Source organism: Natronorubrum halalkaliphilum (assembly GCF_009834785.1).
Lineage (GTDB): Archaea > Halobacteriota > Halobacteria > Halobacteriales > Natrialbaceae > Natronorubrum > Natronorubrum halalkaliphilum.
Genome location: NZ_WUYX01000019.1, coordinates 53,937 through 74,405 on the forward strand (window position 1 = coordinate 53,937; position 20,469 = coordinate 74,405).

At 65.6% G+C, this 20,469-nt stretch carries 19 protein-coding genes; 13 read left to right on the forward strand and 6 right to left on the reverse strand.

Annotation, left to right across the window (positions count from 1 at the left end; translation table 11 throughout):
- Positions 1-3 precede the first annotated feature (3 nt).
- Complete coding sequence (locus tag GS429_RS04640; protein WP_160063305.1) at positions 4-999, reverse strand: radical SAM protein; 996 nt, start codon at positions 997-999, stop codon at positions 4-6.
- Positions 1,000-1,250: 251 nt separating this feature from the next.
- Between GS429_RS04640 and GS429_RS04645 the strand changes: the two genes are divergently transcribed.
- The gene (locus GS429_RS04645; RefSeq protein WP_160063185.1) at positions 1,251-2,372 is read left to right on the forward strand and encodes a DUF373 family protein; all 1,122 of its coding nucleotides are present in this window, start codon (positions 1,251-1,253) and stop codon (positions 2,370-2,372) included.
- Between the two features lie 121 nt (positions 2,373-2,493).
- Here GS429_RS04645 and GS429_RS04650 read toward each other — a convergent pair whose 3' ends face one another.
- From GS429_RS04650 to GS429_RS04660, 3 genes are all read right to left on the reverse strand, one after another.
- Positions 2,494-3,336 (reverse strand): polyprenyl synthetase family protein, encoded by an 843-nt coding sequence (locus GS429_RS04650; protein WP_160063187.1) that lies wholly within the window; start codon positions 3,334-3,336, stop codon positions 2,494-2,496.
- Between the two features lie 262 nt (positions 3,337-3,598).
- Positions 3,599-4,555, reverse strand: coding sequence for an electron transfer flavoprotein subunit alpha/FixB family protein (locus GS429_RS04655; protein ID WP_160063189.1), 957 nt, complete (start codon positions 4,553-4,555; stop codon positions 3,599-3,601).
- Entirely contained in the window at positions 4,552-5,343 is a 792-nt protein-coding gene (locus tag GS429_RS04660) for an electron transfer flavoprotein subunit beta/FixA family protein (protein WP_160063191.1), read from the reverse strand. Before GS429_RS04660 ends, GS429_RS04655 begins: the two co-directional genes overlap by 4 nt.
- A gap of 206 nt (positions 5,344-5,549) precedes the next feature.
- Between GS429_RS04660 and GS429_RS04665 the strand changes: the two genes are divergently transcribed.
- The 7 genes from GS429_RS04665 (at position 5,550) to GS429_RS04695 (ending at position 13,702) form a co-directional block, all read left to right on the forward strand.
- A complete protein-coding gene (locus GS429_RS04665; protein WP_160063193.1) occupies positions 5,550-6,041 on the forward strand; it encodes a TRAM domain-containing protein in 492 nt (163 codons plus the stop codon).
- Positions 6,042-6,154: 113 nt separating this feature from the next.
- Positions 6,155-8,074, forward strand: coding sequence for a putative sodium/potassium/calcium exchanger (locus tag GS429_RS04670; RefSeq protein WP_160063195.1), 1,920 nt, complete (start codon positions 6,155-6,157; stop codon positions 8,072-8,074).
- Positions 8,067-8,846, forward strand: coding sequence for a DUF7269 family protein (locus GS429_RS04675; protein ID WP_160063197.1), 780 nt, complete (start codon positions 8,067-8,069; stop codon positions 8,844-8,846). Before GS429_RS04670 ends, GS429_RS04675 begins: the two co-directional genes overlap by 8 nt.
- Positions 8,843-10,309, forward strand: a complete 1,467-nt coding sequence (locus GS429_RS04680) for a DUF58 domain-containing protein (RefSeq protein WP_328821242.1) — start codon at positions 8,843-8,845, stop codon at positions 10,307-10,309. Before GS429_RS04675 ends, GS429_RS04680 begins: the two co-directional genes overlap by 4 nt.
- On the forward strand, positions 10,306-12,063 hold the full coding sequence (locus GS429_RS04685; RefSeq protein ID WP_201293955.1) for a DUF7519 family protein: 1,758 nt from the start codon (positions 10,306-10,308) through the stop codon (positions 12,061-12,063). The genes GS429_RS04680 and GS429_RS04685 overlap by 4 nt, the downstream gene beginning before the upstream one ends.
- A 65-nt stretch (positions 12,064-12,128) precedes the next feature.
- Positions 12,129-13,121 (forward strand): MBL fold metallo-hydrolase, encoded by a 993-nt coding sequence (locus tag GS429_RS04690; protein ID WP_160063199.1) that lies wholly within the window; start codon positions 12,129-12,131, stop codon positions 13,119-13,121.
- 47 nt (positions 13,122-13,168) lie between these two features.
- Entirely contained in the window at positions 13,169-13,702 is a 534-nt protein-coding gene (locus GS429_RS04695; RefSeq protein ID WP_160063201.1) for a hypothetical protein, read from the forward strand.
- 109 nt (positions 13,703-13,811) lie between these two features.
- On the opposite strand, the gene GS429_RS04700 is transcribed toward GS429_RS04695, so the two are convergent.
- Positions 13,812-14,762: an AAA family ATPase gene (locus GS429_RS04700; protein ID WP_160063203.1), complete on the reverse strand. Its 951-nt coding sequence runs from the start codon at positions 14,760-14,762 to the stop codon at positions 13,812-13,814.
- Positions 14,763-14,916: 154 nt separating this feature from the next.
- Here GS429_RS04700 and GS429_RS04705 point away from each other — a divergent pair, with 154 nt between their 5' ends.
- The 4 genes from GS429_RS04705 to GS429_RS04720 all read left to right on the forward strand — a co-directional run bounded on the left by GS429_RS04705 (position 14,917) and on the right by GS429_RS04720 (position 17,819).
- Complete coding sequence (locus tag GS429_RS04705; protein WP_160063205.1) at positions 14,917-15,510, forward strand: hypothetical protein; 594 nt, start codon at positions 14,917-14,919, stop codon at positions 15,508-15,510.
- A 72-nt stretch (positions 15,511-15,582) separates the two neighbouring features.
- Complete coding sequence (locus tag GS429_RS04710) at positions 15,583-16,041, forward strand: Tfx family DNA-binding protein (protein ID WP_160063207.1); 459 nt, start codon at positions 15,583-15,585, stop codon at positions 16,039-16,041.
- Between the two features lie 88 nt (positions 16,042-16,129).
- Positions 16,130-16,789 (forward strand): DUF6517 family protein, encoded by a 660-nt coding sequence (locus GS429_RS04715; protein ID WP_160063209.1) that lies wholly within the window; start codon positions 16,130-16,132, stop codon positions 16,787-16,789.
- 88 nt (positions 16,790-16,877) lie between these two features.
- Positions 16,878-17,819 (forward strand): HFX_2341 family transcriptional regulator, encoded by a 942-nt coding sequence (locus GS429_RS04720; protein WP_160063211.1) that lies wholly within the window; start codon positions 16,878-16,880, stop codon positions 17,817-17,819.
- 27 nt (positions 17,820-17,846) lie between these two features.
- Here the strand turns inward: GS429_RS04720 and GS429_RS04725 are convergent, their stop codons facing one another.
- Positions 17,847-19,535 carry an acetate--CoA ligase gene (locus GS429_RS04725; protein ID WP_160063213.1) on the reverse strand — a complete coding sequence of 563 codons (1,689 nt, stop codon included), beginning with the start codon at positions 19,533-19,535 and terminating at the stop codon, positions 17,847-17,849.
- A 165-nt stretch (positions 19,536-19,700) separates the two neighbouring features.
- On the opposite strand from GS429_RS04725, the gene GS429_RS04730 reads away from it, so the two are divergent.
- A complete protein-coding gene (locus GS429_RS04730) occupies positions 19,701-20,462 on the forward strand; it encodes a LamB/YcsF family protein (protein ID WP_160063307.1) in 762 nt (253 codons plus the stop codon).
- The last annotated feature ends 7 nt before the right edge of the window (positions 20,463-20,469 follow it).

Genomic DNA, 20,469 nt, shown 5'->3' on the forward strand with positions numbered 1-20,469 from the left:
CGCTCAGGCCAGCGGCGTCCGTTCGACGACCTGACCGTCGTAACTCGGATACTGTTCGACGATTTCGCCCTCCTCGAGATCGCCGGCTTCGATCATCTCCTCTAAGAGCCACCAAGCGACTTCGACGTGATTCGACTTGACCGTGTAGAACTCCTCGGGGACGCCGAGCGCTTCGAAGCGGTCGGGGTCGGCGTACGTTTTGCCGTAGACGAGCGTACCGTCGTCGGTGACGTCGTCGAACTCGCGACGGACGTTACGGGCCATCCGCTTGAGTCGCCGGCGGTGTTGGGCGGCGTCTTTGAACACCGAGGTACAGAAGTAGACCTTCTCGTGGTCGCCCATCACGTCGAGGATTTCGTCGCGGTCGTTGTCGACGGCGCTCATGTGGTCTTCCTTGAGTTCGAATCCTTCCTCCTGCATTCGACGGTAGTTCCCGTCGCTCATCTCGAACTCGTTGACGTTACAGAAGTCGGCAGCGCCTTCGTCCAGGAACTCGAGGAACTCTTCTTCGGCTCGAATCCCCGGAATCTCGAACGCGGGCGTGAGTCCTTCGTCGCGAGCGATGTAGAGGATTTCCTCCCACTCGGTGCCGTGGAGGTCGCCCCACTGTTCGTACGGTGGGTGGAATCGAATTTCGTCGAGGCCGGCCTCGGAGAGACGGCGCATGTTCTCGCGGCCGCCGGTAATGCCGGTGTAGAGGTGCGTGTGATGGTCTTCACCGAACTCGTCTTTGAGCAGGGAGAGGTAGTTACAGGTCCGCTCGAGAGCCTCTTGTGGCTCGCCGCCGGTGATCGAGGTCCCGAGTGCGTCCATTCGGCGGGCTTCCGTAAGGACGTCCTCGTCGCTCTCGACGCGTCGCTCGTTAGCGTAGACGTCGGTCACGTTCTTGCGGTTCTCACCGAGCGGGCAGTAAAAGCAGTCACGCTGGTCGCAGTATCCGTAGACGAACAGCACCATCTTGCCACCTTTCGCGCACTGCTCACAGCCCTTCGAGATCATTCGAGGGAACATACTGGGCGGATCCACAAAAGACGTGCGAAACGCATTTGGGGCGTGTGGCGTGTGCTACCGTCACTGGTCGTGCGTCGTACGGGCGATATCGACTCCGTCACCGACCCGTTCGCCGCCACCCTCATCCACACTCGTGGAGTGACCCTGCGCGGTGTGGAGTAACGGTCGGGTTCTCGTCGAGCCGCTGAATTCTGTCGTCCCCAGAAGATGGAAATACCCCGCGGCCGAACGTTCGATCGATGCTGTTGGTCCTCTGTGTCGACCTCGACGACGACCTCGGTCGCAAGACCGGGTTCTCGACGCCAGTTATCGGCCGCGATCCCGTCGAAGAGGCCGCCGTCGCGCTCGCGACTGCGGACCCGGAGGACTCCGACGTCAACGTAATCTTTCAGGGCCTCCACGTCTACGATGACCTCGACGAACGCGACGAAAGCGTCGAGGTAGCCGTGGTCACCGGCAACGACGACGGCGACGTTAACGCCAACCGCGAGGTCGGCGACGAAGTCGACACGGTTCTTGCAAGTCTCTCGACCGCCGAAGACATCACCGTGCTCGTGGTCACCGACGGTGCACAGGACGAATCCGTCATTCCGATCATCCGGTCGCGAGTCCCCATCGACGGCGTCCGCCGCGTCGTCGTCCGACAGGCCCAGAACTTAGAGTCGATGTACTACACGATCAAACAGGTGCTGAATGACCCCGAGACGAGGGGGACGGTGTTGATCCCGCTGGGCATTCTGCTGCTCATCTATCCGCTCGCACTGATCGGGGCCGTCCTCGAGATGCCGGGGTTCGTACTGGGGATGACCTCGGCGCTGCTCGGGCTGTATCTCATCTCCCGCGGCCTTGGACTCGGTGACCGTCTCGACGAGGCCGTCGAGCGCGCTCGCCGATCGCTGTACGCCGGTCGGACGACTCTGCTCGCCTACGTCGTCGCCGCCGCGTTGTTCGTCCTCGGCGGCGTCAGCGGTCTGAACACGCTTGAGGAGGTCCGCCAGTCCACAGCCGGCGAGGTGGGCGCTCCGGTCACGATCGCTGCGCTCGTCTACGGCTCGGTCCAGTGGGTCGCCGCTGCGGGCGTCACCACCAGCCTCGGACAGATCACCGACGAGTACATCGCTGGCTCCCTCGAGTGGCGCTACCTCAACGCCCCGTTCTACGTGCTCTCGATCGCGATCGTCCTCCACGCGGTGAGTGCGTACTTCCTCGACGTCGTTGAGATCAGCTACCTCGCAACGGCGCTGACGGCCGGAACGCTGCTCGGTATCGTTAGCACGCTCACGTTTGCCGTCGTCGAGTCGCGATTTTCGGACCGAGCGGATGACGCGGAGGAGGGCACGCGGCAAACGGACCGGGTCTGATACGGACCGCTGTAGTCAGTGCCGGCGCGACCCGATATTCCTCGCGGTCGCCCTGGTACACGGGTATAGCAGACTGGTCGAGGATACACAGGGACAGCAGACCGACAACAGACTGGCCGAGTTATCGCTCGCGCTCGACGACGAACTCCGCTAGTTCGAGCAAGTAGTCTCTGGCGTCGGGATCGGCCACCTCGACGCGATCCAGCGCTTCGATCGCGCGCTCGGACTCGGCTCGAGCGCGGGCGTTCGCTTCGTCGGGAGTGAGATCGGTCACCTGGACAACCGATGGGCGCTCGAGGGCGGCATCGTGGCCGGTCGGCTTGCCCAGTTCGTCGGGGTCCGCGACGGCGTCGAGCACGTCGTCTCTGATCTGGAAGGCGACGCCGACCCGTTCGGCGTACTCGCCGAGCGCTTCGACGGTGACCGGATCCGAGTCGGCGGCGATGGCCCCGAGTTCGGCGGCGGCCCGAAAGAGCGCGCCAGTCTTGCGACGGGCCAACGTCATGTACTCCGTTTCGGTTTCCGGTTTGGCCGATAGCTCCGTCGCTTCGCCGATGCCGAGTTCGACCATTGCTTCGGTGACGACCTGCATCGCGTTCGGGTCCGCAGAGAAGAGCGCGAAGGCTTCGCCGAGCAGCCCGTCGCTGGTGATAATCGCCGGGCCGTACCCGTATTCGGCCCACGCGCTCGTCGTCCCGCGGCGCAGTTCCGATCGGTCGATGATATCGTCGATGACCAGCGACGCGCTGTGAACGAGTTCGATACCGACGCCGAAGTCGACCGCGTCCTCGGCCGTCCCACCGACTGTCTCACAGGCCAGCAGCGTTACCATCGGCCGAACGCGCTTGCCACCCGAGAGCACGGTGTGGCGAACTTCGTCCGAGAGCGCGTCCGGCTCGACGCCGTCGACCACCTCGACGAGGCGCTCCTCGACCAGGGCCCGACGACGCTCCAGACGTTCCATTGCCAGCGCTTAGGACGGGGGTACAAAGTAGGTGACGGATCGAGGGCATTGCAGCTGTCGGCTTCCTCCTGACCACCTGCCTGCAGGAATACGGCCCGTCGGACGAGCCGCCGTCGGGTTCGATCGCGCTCTCGTCGACGCCGCACTCGAGGTCACCCCACCGGGACGATCGATAGCGCTGACGCTCTGTCGAGAGCTACTGTCGCAAAAATGGACTCTGTGAACACCCCAAACCACGAATCGTGATCGACTCGACCGGCGGCTAGCCGCCGAATTCTTCGGTCAGCGCGGGGACGACATCGAAGAGGTCGTCGTGGATCGCGTAGTCCGCGATGTCCATGATCGGCGCGTTGGGGTCCGTGTTGATCGCGACGATCGTATCGGAGCCTTTCATGCCGGCAACGTGCTGAACGGCGCCGGAGATACCGATTGCGATGTAGACGTCGGGCGTGACGACCTTTCCGGACTGGCCGACCTGTCGGTTCTTCGGCAGCCAGCCGTTGTCGACGATCGGTCGCGAGGACGACACCGTCGCGTCGAGTGCGTCCGCGAGGTCCTGGATGATCGAGAGGTTCTCCTCCTCTTCGATCCCGCGGCCGACGCTGACGAGCACGTCGGCCTCGCTGATGTCGACGTCGCCGCCGCCGACCTCTTCGAAGCCGTTGACGGTCGACCCGACGGCGTCCTCGTCGATATCGACATCGAAGGCTTCGATCGAGGCGTCGCCGTTGCCTTCGGCTTTTGGCCACTCGGCACCGCGGATCGTGACGACGGCGTCGCCCTCGAGTTCGTTCGTCGTCTCGACCTTGCCACCGTACATTTCGCGGGTGGCGATCAGGGTCTCGCCGTCAGTCTCGAGGTCGACGGTGTCGGTGACGACCGGCAGATCGAGCTGGTTGGCAACCGCCGGTGCGTAGTCGAGTCCGTTGACGCTGTTCGGCGTGAGCACGAACTGCGGCGCGAGTTCGTCGTAGAGTTGGGTGATCGTCTGCGTGTAGACGTCGTGGTTGAACTCCTCGCCGTGGGAAACCGTGTGGACGGCGTCGACGCCGTTGCGGTTGAGTTTCTCCGCGAAGTCGTCGACGGTGCCGCTGATGACGGCGATGTGGAGGTCACCGCCGGTTTCGTTGGCCAGCTGGCGGCCCGCGGTGATGAGTTCGTAGCTGACGTCTCGCAGTTCGCCGCGGCGGTGGTCGGTGACGGCGAGTACGTCGCTCATGGCGCCACCCCCTTGTCGCGGAGCAGTTCACCCAATTCCGAGGCGGTCTCGTCGGCGCTGCCTTCCCAAACGGTGACGTCGCTCTCGCTTTCCGGCTCGTACATGTCGGTGAGGGTGAGTTCGGACTCGATTGCGCTCTCCTCGACGCCGAGGTCGGCGAGGCCCTGCACGTCGAGTTCCTTGCGCTGGGCCTGTCGAATACCGCGCAGACTTGCGTAGCGTGGCTCGTTGATACCCGTCTGGATCGTCAGCACGGCCGGGAGCTCGATGTCAGTGAGCTCCTCGACACCGCCCTCGAGTTCGCGGCGAACCGAGGCGACCTCGTCGTCGAAGTCGTGCTCGAGGTGGTTGACGACGGCGCCCCACTGGTAGCCGACCTCCTCGGCGACCGAAACGCCGGTCGCGCCGAAGCTGTCGTCGCCGGCCTGAACGCCCGTCAGCACGAGGTCGGGGTCCTCGTCCTCGATGACGGCGCTCAGGATCTCCGTCTTCGCGTTGACGTCGAGCAGGTCGACACCCTCCAGCGAGTCGTCCCAGACGCGGACGGCGCGGTCGGCACCCTTCGCGAGGGCCTGACGGATGGTCTGTTCACAGTCTTCAGGGCCGATCGTGACCGTGACGACTTCGTCGGCGATTCCGTCCTCTTGGAGCTGAACGGCCTCTTCGATGGCGTAATCGTCCCACTCGTTGAGGTCGGCACCCAGGTACTGATCGGCGATCTCAGTACCCTCGATTTCGAACTCGTCTTCGACGGTCGCGACTTCTTTGACCGTAACGAGGATTTTCATCGTTTATCACTGCTACGTCCGTACCGTAAACCTTTTCGAAACGCCCCGTTAGATGGTTTCCGTTCATTTGCCGATTTTCACTCGGAAGCCCATTGGAGATTACGCCCCTTATTAGAGCGGCGGTCTACCCTACCAGCGTTTTCAATCGCTTCGATTCCCATCTGGAAGACGGAAACGGTTTAACGTCGTCACTGGTAGTACGCGCTATGGCAGACTGTCCACTTGCCGACGACTGTCCGAGCTTCTCCGAACGGATTTCGGGAATGGGGTGCCAACACTACGGTGACCGGGGTGGCAAGGAGTGGTGTAACCACTACAGCCAGCCCATCGAGGATCTGAAGACGCAGCCGGTCAAACCCGGCGAAGAGGTCGTCATCGACGTCGTCGACATGCACGAAAGCGGTGCCGGTGTGGGTCGAACCGACGACGGGTTCATCGTCATGGTCGACGGCGTCCTGCCGGAGGCCCGCGCTCGCGTCGAGATCACGCGAGTCCACAGCAATCACGCACGCGCAGAAGAGCTCGAACTGCTTCCGATGGAGGCAGACGACGAGGACGACGAGACGGACGCCGACGCCGGCGAAGACACCGGTGCGGACCAAGAGGGCGACGGTCCCTCCGAAGACGAATCGGAGGGTTCCGACAAGAGCAACCGCCGCGAACGGCTCGGCAGTCGCGATAACTTCTGGGGCTCGTAACTCGCCTCGAGTCCGGTTCCGTCGAGTGGACAGTCAACGGAGCCCTATCGCTGTTCTCACCGTGATTTTGCAATAAGACGTAAGTACCAGTTACGTCAACAGTAGCGCAATTGATGGCGGCTGGATCGGACATTGGACGACGACTGCTTGCAATCGGTGCGGTTTGCTGTGCGGTGTGTGGACTGCTTCTCGCTGCGAGTGCGATGCCGATGCTGGCATCGGAATCGCCGGCAAACGACTTCCTCGACGGCGGTGGCGGTGAACAGGAATCGATGGAGCCGGCGAATGTACCAGCGCAGGAAGCCCACTCAGCAGGCGACACCGAGTCCGAGCAACGCACTGAGACCGGCGATGACGGGACCTCCGAATCGAGTGCGGCGGCTGACGAAAGCGCAACTGGCGATGGCGTCCCCGAGGAGTCGACCGATGCACTGGCGACCGGCGAATCCGACTCGCCCGCCGCTGCACTCGCCGACCGCGCCGACGAAATCGACAATTCGATCGTCGAACGCGCGCTCTACGGGCTCGCGGGACTGGTGTCTCTATTTGACGATGGCGCCGGCGCGTCGCCCGACCACTCCGGCTCGGCCGACGCAGCGCCGGACGACCCAGCGTCGGATGATGCTGACATCCCCGCCGATTCCGATGTCGCCGCCGATGCCGAAACGGAGACCGATGCCGAAGGCAGTCTCGCCGAAGCCGGCGTCGACGGCGAGTTCGGCGACCTGCTCGACTCGTCCGTCGATTCCGGTGAATTTGCGGAGGACTCGAGCGGCGAAGGTGATGATCCCGAAGCTGATGACGAGTTCGACGGCCAACCGGAATCGGCCGACGACGCTGACGGCGAGGGAAGCGACGGCTCCGATACGGACGATGGTTCCTGGGACGGCGACACTGACGACTCCGATAGCGACGGTTGGAGCGACCACGAGGACGGAGCGGCTGACGGCGAGCAAGACGGCTCGAGCGAATCTGACGGCGACGAACGGACGGGAAGCGGTGACGACTGGGACGGAAGTGACGGTGAGAGCGACAGTGACGGTGAGAACGAATGGGACGGCAGCGATGATGGGGCGGATACGGACGATGAGCAGGGTGCCGACGATGGTGGATACGAGGGCGGAGATGAAGTCGATGAGGACGCCTCCGAGCGGGATCAAGAACACGAGACGGAGGGCGAGTCAGCCGACGGCGAGACTCGAGACGACGAACCTGGATCGGAGACGGACGGTGATGACGACGGTAGCGACACCGGTGATGCGGACGATACTGACGACGACGGCGACGAAGGGGGGACGACCGCCGAAGACGGCGGCGACGAATCCGCGCTCGAGGACGCCGTTCCCGGACTCTCCGCAGGAGACATCACGACCGCCCTCGTCGCGCTCGCGCTGTTGATCCTCGGCTACCTCTGTTACACGCGCAGGTGGCTGCTCGGCGCGGTCCTCTCGATTCCGGGACGGCTCGTCTCCCTCGCGCTGACGGCCGTGGTCGCCTGTTCCCAGGCCCTCGAGCGCGCGATCCGAGCGCTTCGCGGACTGCGATCGATCGCCGACTTGCCGGGGCTCGTACTGGCGGCTATCGCGGGCGCGTTCCGCTCGGCGGGGACGCGAGTCCGGACCGTTCGCTCGTCGCTCTTCGGGGACGAGACCACGGGTGAGGGCGACGAGGGCGACGAAACGCACGTTCCCGCTCGCCAGCGCATCCGGCGGGCCTTCGAGAGCGTGATCGACGCCTCGCCGATGTACCGCGGACGCGTCGCGACGGCGACACCGTCGGACGTCGCCCGCAGTGCCAGGAATGCCGGCGCGCCGGACGGTCCCGTCGAGACGATTACCGACTCCTTCCGCGACGTCGAGTACGGCGACCGCGACCCCGAATCGTACCTCGAGCGGACGACGACCGCTCACGATCGGTTGCGCTCGACGCTCGAGTCGACGGAGACGGAGGAGGCAGCCGAAGCGGATGGAACGGATGGAACCAGTGGGACGGATAGCACGAATTCAAACCCGGAGGCGGATCCCGGTGAGTAGAACGCCGTCGGCGATCGGCCTCGCGCTCGTCACGCTCCCCGCGGCGGCGCTGGTCGCCATCAGCGGGATTCTCGCGTACCGACCGGCGCTCCTGATCGAGTCGGTTCCCGAACTCCGGCCGCTCTTCGAGGCGATCAACCCCGGGCTGGTCACGCTCACCCTCGTCGCACTGTTCGTGGTGTTTGCCCCGATACACGGACTCGTCGGCCGGCTTCGACCGTCCGCGACGACGCCGCTCACCGCGGACGGGTCCGCATCCGATACCGGCGCTCGATTCGGCAGTTCCATCGCGACCGATCAGCAGTCGGTCGTCGGCGCGTCGGCTGACGGGCGAATCACCCTCGTGACGGCGTACGACGAGGAACCGCGCGAGACCCGAGAGAATGCGCGCGAGGCGCTCCTCGAGTCGCTGCGCCCGATCGCGGCGACGGCCTACGCGAACGCCGCCGGCTGCTCCAACGCCGACGCGACGGCGGCGATCGAAGCCGGTTCGTGGACCGACGATCCGCGCGCAGCCGCGTTCCTCGCCGGTGCCGAGGGACCGTCGACGCCGCTGTGGCTCTGGCTGTTCGACCTCGTCACCGCCGCGGATCCATTCGAACGGAGCCTGGAGCGGACGCTCGCGGAGATCGAGCGGGTGCAGGCGACGGCGACGGTTGCGGGGCCACGACGGGACGGCGCGGACGCCATAGGTACTGTCGACGCTGCGAACGGAGCGGACGATACGGACACTACGGACGCTGCGGAACCGGCCGAGGAGGTGTCGGCGTGAGCGAAACGAGTCGGCAGGCACGCTGGCAGGCCGCGCTCGTGGTCGCGCTGACGTCGTGTCTGCTCGCCGTCGGACTCGGCGTCCCGGCGCTGTTTTTCCTCGCGATCGTCGCGCTGGGGTTCGTCCTCGTCGGCCAGGCGAGTTTGACGCCCGATATCGAGCGAGTCGTCGATGCCGGTGGGGAAGCTACCGAGTCCGAACGCGGCGCCGAAACCGAATCGGAGTCGAACTCGGAGTCGGAGTCAGAAACCGCGACGGCGACCGACGCGCCCGTCCGACTCGAGCGAACGCTCGAGGAGACTCGCGTGCGGCCGGGCCAGTCGGTCACGGTGACGCTGTCGGTGACCAACGAGGGGTCTCGAGTCGTTCCGGACGTTCGTATCGTGGACGAACCGCCGGCCGACGTGCCGGTAACGAACGGCTCGCCCGCGTTCGCGACCGCCGTTTCGCCGGGCGAGACCGTCAGCCACGAGTACACGTTGACGCCGCCGCGTGGTGAGTACGAGTTCGGAACGGCGACGGTGCGACTGCGCTCGCTGCCGGCGACGGCCGTCGCGACGGCCGAACGGGTGCCGGCCGGCGACACCGAGTTCGCCTGCGAGACGCTGCTCGACGCGTTCCCGTTTCAGGATCGAACCATCCAGTTCGTCGGCCAGACGCCGACCGACGACGGCGGGAGCGGCACCGAGTTCTTCTCGACGCGAGAGTACCGCCGCGGGGATCCGATCAACCGGATCGACTGGCATCGGTTCGCTCGAACCGGCGACCTCGCGACCGTCGAGTACCGCGAGGAACGGTCCGTGACGATCGTCTTCGTGATCGACGACCGCCGCGAGCACCACCGCGGCGTTCCCGGCGGCGGCCCGGATTCGTTCGACTTCACCCTCTACGCCGCCTCCCGAGGCGTCGTGGCCTCGATCGAGGACGGCAACCGAACCGGCCTGGCAACGCTGTCGGGAGACGCGTGGATCGAACCGGGTGCCGGCAGCGAGGTTCGGCGACGGGCCGATAGCGTGCTCGAGGACGCCGCGGCTGACTCCGGAACGGCGGCTGATCGATCCCATCCCGTCGCGGACGGCGGCGAATCGGGTCACGCGAACCGAACTACATCGGGGAACACTCTCGACGATGACTCGCTCGCGGCCGACCTCGAGCGTCGGTTACCCCGTCGCGCACAGGTGGCGTTCTGTACGCCGCTGCTGGACGACGAGGCGGTCGATATCGTGGAAACGCTCCGGACTCGCGGCCGCGCGGTCACGGTCATCTCGCCCGACGTGACCGACGGCACCGAGACGACGGCACCCTCGGCGGGCGCTCGAATCGCGGGCCTGCGGCGAGCCAACCGGATCGACGCGCTTCGCGGTCTCGGCGCGACCGTCGTCGACTGGACGCTCGCGGAACCGATCTCGGTTGCGCTCGCGAAGTCGTTCCGCGCCGGCGGTGCCGGAGGGGGATCGAGATGAGCGGCGATTCGGTTCCGGGTGGCAACGCCGGAGGTGGGACCCGGGCTAGAGGCGGGACTGGCACTGGAACTAGAACTGGCACTCGAGGCCCAGGCCCAGGCAGTCCCGAAGCGACTCGCCGCCGCTCGGACGCCGCCGGTACGACGTCGAAACGCACCGTCGCTCTCGAGACCGGCAAACGCGTCCTGACGACGGCTAAACGCGGGCTCTGGACGGCGCTCGCTCGACCGACGGCGAGCGACGTAGCGATGGTCGTCTGGACGCTGTCGATCGGACTTCTGGTGGGTTCGCGGCTCGTCGGCCTCGAACTCGCCGGTCTCGCGACGGGCGCGGGGCTCGGCGCGGCGCTGGCGACGATGCTGCTCGCGAGCGACCGCCCGGTCGTCCGCGGCTTCGGCGGCGCAGTTGCCGTCCCCGTCGCGGTGTTTGTCTCGTCACCGATGCTGCTGGCCGGCGCGCTCGCGGTCGCGTCCTCGGGCGTCGGGTTCTTCGCCGGACTCTCCGTCTGGGCGCTCATCATCGCCGCGCTCGCGGCGGGACTCGTCTCCTGGGATCGACTCGGAAGCGGCGGCGTTCGCCGCGGCGCGACGGGGACCATGCTGGCCGCGTTCGGTGTGCTTGCCGTCGTCGTCCTCCGGATCGTCCCCGAATCCGCCGTTCGCGACCGCGCCGGAACGGCCGCGATGGACGTGCTGGGATCCGCCGGCGAGATTCTCGTCGCGGCGGCCGACTCGTGGGCGGTCGTCTCCTTCGCCGGGCTACTCCTCGTCGCGGCGTTCGCCTCGAGTCGAACGCTCGGCTACCTCCCGCTCGAGCGACTCGTTCCGCCCGACCGTCGCGGGTCGCTCGCGGCCGGCATCGAACGAAGCCGGTGGGGCTGTTCGCTCGCGGTTCGGGTCGCAATCGCGCTGACGGTCGCAGCGTTCGCCGCGTCGTCGGTGACCGATCGGATCGAAAGCGTCCCGATCGCGCCCGCGGAGCTTTGCTCGGCGCTTCCCGCGCCCGCCGGAGACGTGATCGCGACGCTCGTGACGTCCTCCGGGGTGCGGATCGCCTTGCTCTCGCTCGTCGCGGTCACGCTCTCGCTCGCACTCCTCGAGTGGGTCCGCCGCGTGCTGGGGCGGAACGTCGCACGCGTTCTGGCCCGACTCGTCGCACCGGCAATCGGCGGCGCGGCCGTCGCGCTCGTGCTCGCCCGCGGACTCTCAGAAACGGCGCTCGAGGCGGATCTCGAGGGTGCACTCGAGGGAACGGCTCCGCCGTCGGTGGTCGAGTTGCTCGGGGCGTTCCCGGCGTTCGCGATAGCGGCGGCGATACTGGTCGCCGCGCTGTTCGTCCTCTCGTCGCTGCTGTGGTCGGTCGCGATGCTCCGCGCGCTCCGCATTCTCCCGGCGCGAGCCATTGGGGCCGCGCTGGCGGCAGGCGCGGTGTTTTGCCTGGCGGTCGGCCTCGCCGTCGTCGGGCAGGTCGAACCCGCGATTCTCACGGCGACGGGGGCGTTCGTCCTGTGGGATATCGGCGAGTACGCGGACGGCGTTCGGACGGAACTGGGTCGCGAGGCGGCGACGCTCCGGGCGGAACTCGTCCACGTCGGCGGCTCGCTGCTGACGGGCGCGGTCGTCGCCGGCGGCGCGATAGCGTGTTACCGGTGGGTCCTGACGGACGCGTCGATCACCGATCCGGCACACGCGGCCATCGCCGTCGGAACCGGGCTGCTCGCGGTCGTGTTGGTCACCTGGGCGCTTCGCGGCTGACCACGGTCGGCTCGCGACTGGCCGGTCTCGCAACAGTTTTCGCAGTTCCCGTGCGATAATCCCGCATGGAGCGACTTTCGTTGTCGAATTCGGCGTTCGAAGGTGACAACAACGCGTATCTCTTCGCGGATGGAAGCGAAACGGTGCTGATCGACACCGGCGACTGGCTGGACACGACCCGCGAGCAACTCGAGGCCGCCTTCGCGGAGCGCGACCTCAGCCTCGCCGACGTCGATCGGATCTTTCTCACCCACTGGCACGGCGACCACGTCGGACTGGCTGACGCGATTCAGGCCGAGAGCGGTGCCGAGGTCTACGCACATTCCGCGGACGCCCCGCTCGTCGAAGGCGACGAGGACGCGTGGGAAGCGATGTACGACCGGCAACAGCAGTACTTCGAGCAGTGGGGGATGCCCGAGGCGAAACGGGACGTGCTCGTCGAGCGGATGGCCGGCGAAGTGACCTCGAGCGAGTCGCCGACCGTAACGCCGTTCGAAGACGGCGACCGGTTCTCGTTCAACGGCCACGAACTCGAGGTCGTCCACACGTCGGGCCACGCCGCGGGACTCTCGATGTTCGAGACGACGCTCGACGGCCAACGCGAGGTCTTCTCCGGCGACGTGCTGCTCCCGGTTTACACCCCGAACGTCGGCGGCGCGGACGTTCGCGTCGACCACCCCCTCGAGAAGTACCTCCGGGCGCTGCAGGGGATCGTCGACGCCGACTACGACCGGGCGTGGCCGGGCCACCGCGACCCGATCGACGACCCGGCCGGCCGGGCGCAGTACATCATCGATCACCACGAGGAACGGTCCTGGCGCGTCCTCGACGCGCTGGATCGGAAGGGGCCCTGCGACACCTGGACCGTCAGCGACGACCTCTTCGGCGAACTCGAGGACATCCACATCCTTCACGGCCCCGGCGAGTCCTACGCCCACCTCGAGCACCTCGAACGGGCCGGCACCGTCGTCCGCGAGGGGTCGGACTACCGACTGGCCGAGGGCGTTTCGGACGAACTCGAGGCGCGGGACGAACAGCGGTGGGCGCTCGAGTACTGATACGCGGAGCGTCAGATTTTTAATAACTTCTGCCTGTCGTTTCTCGTATGACCGGCTCCGACCTCACTACCGCGACCGAGGAGGCTCTCGAACGCTGCTCGCTCGGACGGGACGCGGATCGGCTGGCGGAGCCGCCGACGCTCGATGACGTTTATCGGGTGAACACCAACCGGGACGGCGAGCCGGTGTTCGTCCCGCTGGTCGAGATCGATCTCGAGACGACGGACGAGCCCGAGTTGGCCGCCGTCTACCGGATCGCGGCCGAGGTGATTCGGGCGGTCCATCCCGCCTGTCGCGACGAGCACGTCCGCCAGTACGATGTCGTGTTCGCGTACGGTGATACGTCGTGGTGGGACTGGGACGAAGAGCAACGGCGAATCGCGGTTCGACCGCGGGACGCCGAGCGACTCACTCGCGAACCGGACTTCGGCCCGCCGGAACTCCGCGATCGACTCGAGGAACTCGACGACGGCGACGACGAGATACCGCCGGTCGCGTGGGGTGAGACGCTCGGTGAGTGGGAGTACTACACCGACGATGACGACTGGTCGTGGCTGTTTTTCATGGGCGGTGCCGGTTGACGGTACTCCCGCGCTGTGGCGCTACTGCGGCGGTGTCGATTACTATCACTGTACGGCTACTGCCACTGCACCGGCTACTGTCACCGGGTCCGCTGTCTTCCCTCGTTGCTCACCCCATCGACGGCACCGGCACGCTGTTGACCGCACCCTCGACGATCGATCGCGGATCGACGCCGCGAACGTCGGCTTCCGTCGTCAGGACGATGCGATGATCGAGCACCGAATGAACGATCGCGTGGACGTCTTCGGGAGCGACGTAGTCCCGACCCGAAATCACTGCCCGAGCACGACTCGCCTCGAACAGCCGCTGGAGCCCGCGCGGAGAGATGCCCACGTCGACCCGTTCGTCCTCGCGGGTCGCCCGACAGACGTCGACGAGATACTCTCGAATCGCCGGGTCGACCGCAACCGCCTCCGGGACACCCTGCAGATCAAGCACTGAGTCCCGGTCGACAACGCTGCCCACGTTCGGCGTCCGTGATTCCCGACTCGCTCGGCGATCGATCAACTCGAGTTCCCCCTCTCTGTCGGGGTACCCCATCTCGGTTTTGACCATGAACCGATCGACCTGCGCCTCGGGAAGCGGAAACGTCCCCTCCTGTTCGACGGGGTTCTGGGTCGCGATGACGAAAAACGGCTCCGGCAACTCGCGGGTTTCGCCGCCGATCGAAACCTGCCGTTCGCCCATCGCCTCGAGCAGTGCGGCCTGGGTCTTCGGCGGCGCGCGGTTGATCTCGTCGGCCAGGACGACGTTCGAAAAGATGGGGCCGGCCTCGAACGAAAACTCCCCGGCGTGTTCGTCGTAGACGTGCGTACCGGTAATGTCGGCCGGCAACAGGTCCGGCGTGAACTGGATGCGTTTGAACTCGAGATCGAGCGCGGTCGCGAGCGTCCGCGCGGTCAGCGTCTTTCCGGTCCCGGGGACGTCCTCGACGAGGACGTGGCCCTGCCCGACGACGGCGGTCAGGACGGTTTCGAACAGCTCCCGATCTCCGATCACTGCGGTCCCGATTTCGGCGAGAACGTCCTCGCACGTTCCGGCGGCTTTGGCAACGTTCATGCTCGCTGTCAGTCACGCAACCGGTATATAGCGTTTGGCCGGCAGTCGCTCGTCGTGGTCGCTTCGTTCTCCCTCCCTTTCGACGCGGCTCGATACCGACGCGGGCCGAAGAGGTGACACATACTTAACTCGATTCGGCACGAACGGGGCGAATATGTCCGGTTCGCTCTGCCGACGATTCGGTCCTGGGCGGCTTCCGTACGCGTCCCGACGCGATGTCGGCGGCGGAATCGCGATGGCGGCGACCGCACTACTCGCGATCGCCTGCTGGTTCGGTGCCAGCGGGCTGTTGCTCGCGACCGACACCGCGACCGCCGTGACGAACGCGACCGATCTCGAGTTCGTCGTCGCGTTCGGCGCGCTGTTCGCCCCGTTTGCCGTGCTGACGTCGTTTCTCCTCGGCACGCGCTGCTGGCGGGCCATCGGCCGGAACGAGTCGGGCACGGATCCGGATCCGAATCCGATTCTCGGCTCGCTGCTCGGCACGTGTACCGCAGTCGGAAGCATGATCGGCGGCTCGATCGGACTGGGAGTCGTGTTTGCCGGTCTGAGTCTTCTTAGTGGTACGCTGGCGCTGGGCGAGGTAGCCGTCGTTTTCTTCCTGACCGTGGTTTCGGCGTTCCTGTTCGCCGTCGTCTTCGCCGGGTGGGTGATCGTACCGCTCGGTGCGTTCGGCGGCTGGTATCACGAACGAGCGAAAACGGCCACGACCGAACGGACTCGAGCGATCGGATCGGGGAAGCTTTGATCCTGCCGCCGTCTTAGTGCATCGTATGAGCGCGTGTGCGTCCGTCGCCCACCGGGAGCGGAGGCGGTCACCATGATCGACGACATCGCGGAGTTGCTCGACGAGATCGGCTTCGATCCCGACACGAGCGTCCTCACCTACCGGCAGGCGCAGGTGCTGGCCCTTCGTGAACGCGACGTGTCACAGGCCGACATCGCCGATTCGCTCGGAACGTCGCGGGCGAACGTCTCTTCGATCGAGTCGAGCGCTCGAGAGAACCTCGAGAAGGCTCGCGAGACGGTCGCCTTCGCGGAGGCGCTTCGGGCCCCGGTTCGCGTTCGCGTTCCCGAAGGGACCGACCTGTACGACGTTCCACAACTGGTCTACAGGGCCTGCGACGAGCAGGGTGTCAAGGTGGATTACACCGCGCCGGACCTGATGAAAGTCGTCAGCGACGCCGCAGGCAACGCGGTTTCCGGGCGCGAGATTTCGACGCCACTGATCGTCGGCGTCACCTCCGACGGGATGGTTCGCGTGCGCCATCAGGACTGATCGATCTCGAGATCGCGCCTCGACTCTCGACGGCCCAAAAGTCCGGAGACCGGCAGACCAAAAGGGACCGATCGCATACACGAGCGCAATGACGTCCCACCTGCCGGAGTCGTTAGCCGAGTCGTGGCGACCGCTCGGGACCCGTACCGGCGAGTCGAGCGTCCTCCTCGCCTCGATTACCGCGGAGACGACGCTGTACGAACCGATCGAGTGGGCCGAGCAACTTTCGAGACTGGGGGCGAGCGAGATCCCGGCCCGCTCGCTGTTCGCCGTCGACGTGACGGTCTCCCCGTCGCTCTCCGATCTCGGGCTGTCGCCGGATGCGGTCTTTTCGAAGGCGGCACCGAAGGCGAAAACGCAGTTCATCGAGACGCTCGAGGACGAGGGCCTATCCGTCGACGACACTCGAAAGACCCTCGAGTTCGAGGCGGCCAACGGGGCCGCGGGTGCCTGGTTCGTCCTCGACGCGACCTATCCCGTCGCCCCCGACCTGACGGCGAACGGCGACGGAACCGAACGGATCGGGACCGAGGCCCACGTCGCCATCTGGCCGACCGACGAGAGCTACGGCATGGCCGGCGGGACGCTTCCGCTCGAGGACGTCACCGAGGCTATCGACGAAAACGCGGCGGTGGACGTGGCTGAGCTGACGGACGGGTTCGCCGCCGATCCGGAGCGCGACCGGGAGACGGTCGCAGAACTGATCCGGACGATCGATTTCGGTACCGGCGCCGAGTCCGCCGAGTAACCGAGACGGACCGATCTGACCGGGCAAACGGGATAGAGAGCGTCCAAAGTCTGGTGGTTTTTATAACTCCCAGCCGGCTCTATCAGGTATGCAAACCCACATCGTCCCGGTCGGCTTCGACTACGACCGGCTGATCGCCCCGTTGGTGCGCGATCAGATCGACGTCGATAGCGTCATTCTCCTCGAGGGGGCCGTCGGGAGCGAGGCCAACGTCGAGTACTCCCGGCACCTCTCGGAGAAACTCGAGACCGACTTTCGGAGCCTGCTGGGCGCCGAAACGGACCGGTTCGTCCTGGAAGACGTCTACAACTACGACGACGCCTTCGAGCAGGCCTACGAACTCATCACCGCCGAACTCGATCGGGGCAACGAGGTCTGGGTGAACGTCGCCGCGATGCCGCGGACGGTTAGCTTCGCCTTCGCGAACGCCGCCCACTCGCTGATGGTCGAGCGCCAGGAAGACCGCGAGCAGATCCACACCTACTACACCGCCCCCGAAAAGTATCTCGAGACGGAACTCGCGGAGGAACTTAGAGAGCAGATCGCCCTGCTCGAGGATCTCGGCGAAAAGGGGGAGGTCGCCGAAGACGCCGCAATCGAGGCCGGACGGATCGAGTCCCGTCTCGAGAGCGCACGGGATCTCCTGTCCGAGTTCGACGAGCGCGGGACGACGATCGGCGCGAAGGAGATCGACGGCGGCCATATCGTGGAGTTGCCCGTCGCCTCGTTCTCGAACGTCAAACCCTTCGAGGAACTCATCCTGTACAAACTCGGCGAGGATGGCGAGTTCGACTCGGTCTCGGAGCTCGCGGAATCGCTCGCCCGCGAGTTGAACGAGGAGTACACCGACAGCTTCCGCTCGAAGGTCATCTACAACGTCGACCGGTTGGGACCCGGCGGCAAGGGCTATATCGAGCGCGAGGAACACGGGAAATCGTACCGGACGCGGCTCTCCCGGATCGGCGAGCTGTGGGTGCGGGCGCATTCCGATTCCGAGACAGCCGTCGAAACGGACGAGCGGCGGGACTGATTTTAGCCTATCGAAATTGGCGTTGAACTACTCGGTCTCGCCGCCAAGCGACGACTCGCGGAGTTTCGACCGTCGAATCGCCCCCGTCGTCGCTCGCGGTAACGAGTCGCGGAATTCGATCTCTTCGGGAACCTCTCTGTCGGAAAGCGATGCCTTCGCATCGGTGCGGAGTTCGTCGGCGAGGTCCTCGTCACCGTCGACCCCGTCGGCCGGGACGACGTACCCCTTGACGGCCTGCTCGAGTTCCGGATGGGATGTCGGAACGGCGGCCGCTTCGCGAACGCGGTCGTGGTCGGCGAGCGCGTCTTCGACGACACGCGGACCGATCCGCGTTCCGCCGCTGATGATCACGTCGTCGGCTCGACCCTGGTACCAGAAATAGCCCTCCTCATCGCGCTGGCCCAGATCACCAGTCAGATACCACTCATCCCCATCCGGACCGTCGACGAACGCCGCTGCCGTCCCGGCAGGGTCCTCCCAATAGCCGAGGAAGAAACAGGGATATTCGCCCCTGACGGCAATCTCACCGGTTTCGCCGGGTCCGATCCGCTCCCCGGTATCCGGATCGACGATAGCGGCCTCGACGCCCGGAAGGGGTTTGCCGATGCTTCCGGGCCGGGTCTCGATCGATGGGTACACGTTGACGATCATATTCCCCGTCTCGGCCTGCCCGTAGGTCTCGTGAATCGGGACATCCAGCACTTCCTCGCCCCACTCAACGAGTTCCGGATCGAGCGGTTCGCCGGTACTGAGCGCCCGATGGAGGGAAAGATCCGCGTCCGCAAGGTACTCCGATTCATCTCGCAACTGTCGGTAAATCGTCGGTATACTCGAGAGTACCGTCACGGGAAACTCGTCGAGGATCGATGCCCAGGTTTCCGCGTCGAACTCGCCGTCGTACGCCAGCAGACTGTGGCCCCAGAACCACACCCCGAGGGCGTTGACCGGCGCGGTCAACCAGCCGCGGTCACCCGTTCCCCAGTAGATATCGCTCCCGTGTTGCAGGAGATCGGCCGCGTACAGTTTCGCGGCGGCGACGCCGACGATCCATCGGTGACCGTGGACGATCCCCTTCGGGGAACCGGTTGTCCCGCTCGTATAATACAGCAGTGCGGGATCCGACCCCGCGGTTTCGACGGTCTCGTACTCGAGCGAGGCGTTGTCCATCGCTTCGTAGTAGCTCACGTCGGTTCGTCGAATGCCCGTCCCGTCGTCGCTGACGACGATCACGTGGTCGACCGACGGGACGTCCTCGAGCGCTGCGGCCAACGTCTCCCGGTGTTCGGGCGTCGTGACGACCACCCGTGCACCGGCGTTCTCGAGCCGATAGGCGACGCGGTCCGCGCCGTACTGCGGGTCGATGCCGCCGAACACACAGCCCGCTTTCAGCGTCCCGAGCATCGCCGCGTACTGTTCGGGAACTCGTGGCATGTAGGCGAACGCTCGGTCGCCGCGCTCGAGGCCCAGTTCCTCGAGGACGTTCGCGAACCGGTTCGATCGCTGTGACAGTTCCCAGAAAGTAATCCGCTCACGATCGCCATCCGATCCGACGAAAAAGAGCGCCACGGTGCCACGGTCTGCCGTGTGGCGATCGCAGACCTCGTGGGCGATATTCACCTCGTCCGGGGCGTCCCAATCGGCGTCCGTGTAAATGTGATCCCACTCGAACACCTCCGAGAGGGCCTCGTAGTCGGCGAGGTTCGGTGACGTGTCCATAGCAGTCCCGGCCACGAGGAGGCGTATAATTCATTGGCCGAGTAATCGTCGGTTTCGATGTGTTTTTCATCTGACTCGGTCTTCCGGTGCAGTGTATTCTCGACAACTCACGGGCACGATACCTCAAGTATGCGGACGACGAACGAACAGTATCGCTTCCAAACGATGACTGCAATCGACATCAACTGCGACATGGGGGAGAGCTTCGGCAACTGGACGATGGGGCGCGATAGCGAGGTGATGCCCTATATCACCTCCGCGAACATCGCCGGCGGCTACCACGCCGGCGACCCGCACGTCATGCGAGAGACCGTCGAACTCGCCGCCGAACACGACGTCGGCATCGGCGTCCACCCCGGCCTCCCGGACAAGATGGGATTCGGTCGCCGAACGATGGATGCCACGCCGGAAGAAGTGCGCGACTACGTCGTCTACCAATTGGGTGCGCTAACGGCGTTTGCAAATCGCCATGGTGCGAGCGTCCAGCACGTCAAACCCCACGGGGCGATGTACTCGATGCTCTCCGAGAGCGAGGCCCACTGTCGGGCCGTGATGGAAGGCATGCTCGAGGTCGACCCCGATCTCGTCTACCTGGCGACCGACATGAACATCTACGAGGTCGCCCGGGAGTACGACGAGCTAGACGCCGTCTTTGAGGGGTACGTCGACCTCGACTACAACCCCGACCGCACGCTGATCGTCGAGAAATCGGTCGGGCCGAAAGACCCCGAGTTGGTCGCGGATCGGGTCGTCTCCATCGCGACGCGCGGCGAGATCGAGGCGGTCGACGGCACGACGATCAACGTTCCCGCGTCGTCGATCTGTATCCACGGCGACGGCTCGAACGCGGTCGAGTTGCTCGAGACGATCCACGACCGACTCGACGCCGAAGGTATCGAACTGGCCAGCCTCGACGAACTGGTCTGACGTGGGG

Bases quoted from the DNA above. Each gene is read 5' to 3' on its own strand.
- GS429_RS04640 (WP_160063305.1), bottom strand. From the start codon at position 999: ATGATCTCGAAGGGCTGTGAGCAGTGCGCGAAAGGTGGCAAGATGGTG.
- GS429_RS04645 (WP_160063185.1), top strand. From the start codon at position 1,251: ATGCTGTTGGTCCTCTGTGTCGACCTCGACGACGACCTCGGTCGCAAG.
- GS429_RS04650 (WP_160063187.1), bottom strand. From the start codon at position 3,336: ATGGAACGTCTGGAGCGTCGTCGGGCCCTGGTCGAGGAGCGCCTCGTC.
- GS429_RS04655 (WP_160063189.1), bottom strand. From the start codon at position 4,555: ATGAGCGACGTACTCGCCGTCACCGACCACCGCCGCGGCGAACTGCGA.
- GS429_RS04660 (WP_160063191.1), bottom strand. From the start codon at position 5,343: ATGAAAATCCTCGTTACGGTCAAAGAAGTCGCGACCGTCGAAGACGAG.
- GS429_RS04665 (WP_160063193.1), top strand. From the start codon at position 5,550: ATGGCAGACTGTCCACTTGCCGACGACTGTCCGAGCTTCTCCGAACGG.
- GS429_RS04670 (WP_160063195.1), top strand. From the start codon at position 6,155: ATGGCGGCTGGATCGGACATTGGACGACGACTGCTTGCAATCGGTGCG.
- GS429_RS04685 (WP_201293955.1), top strand. From the start codon at position 10,306: ATGAGCGGCGATTCGGTTCCGGGTGGCAACGCCGGAGGTGGGACCCGG.
- GS429_RS04690 (WP_160063199.1), top strand. From the start codon at position 12,129: ATGGAGCGACTTTCGTTGTCGAATTCGGCGTTCGAAGGTGACAACAAC.
- GS429_RS04695 (WP_160063201.1), top strand. From the start codon at position 13,169: ATGACCGGCTCCGACCTCACTACCGCGACCGAGGAGGCTCTCGAACGC.
- GS429_RS04700 (WP_160063203.1), bottom strand. From the start codon at position 14,762: ATGAACGTTGCCAAAGCCGCCGGAACGTGCGAGGACGTTCTCGCCGAA.
- GS429_RS04705 (WP_160063205.1), top strand. From the start codon at position 14,917: ATGTCCGGTTCGCTCTGCCGACGATTCGGTCCTGGGCGGCTTCCGTAC.
- GS429_RS04710 (WP_160063207.1), top strand. From the start codon at position 15,583: ATGATCGACGACATCGCGGAGTTGCTCGACGAGATCGGCTTCGATCCC.
- GS429_RS04715 (WP_160063209.1), top strand. From the start codon at position 16,130: ATGACGTCCCACCTGCCGGAGTCGTTAGCCGAGTCGTGGCGACCGCTC.
- GS429_RS04720 (WP_160063211.1), top strand. From the start codon at position 16,878: ATGCAAACCCACATCGTCCCGGTCGGCTTCGACTACGACCGGCTGATC.
- GS429_RS04725 (WP_160063213.1), bottom strand. From the start codon at position 19,535: ATGGACACGTCACCGAACCTCGCCGACTACGAGGCCCTCTCGGAGGTG.
- GS429_RS04730 (WP_160063307.1), top strand. From the start codon at position 19,701: ATGACTGCAATCGACATCAACTGCGACATGGGGGAGAGCTTCGGCAAC.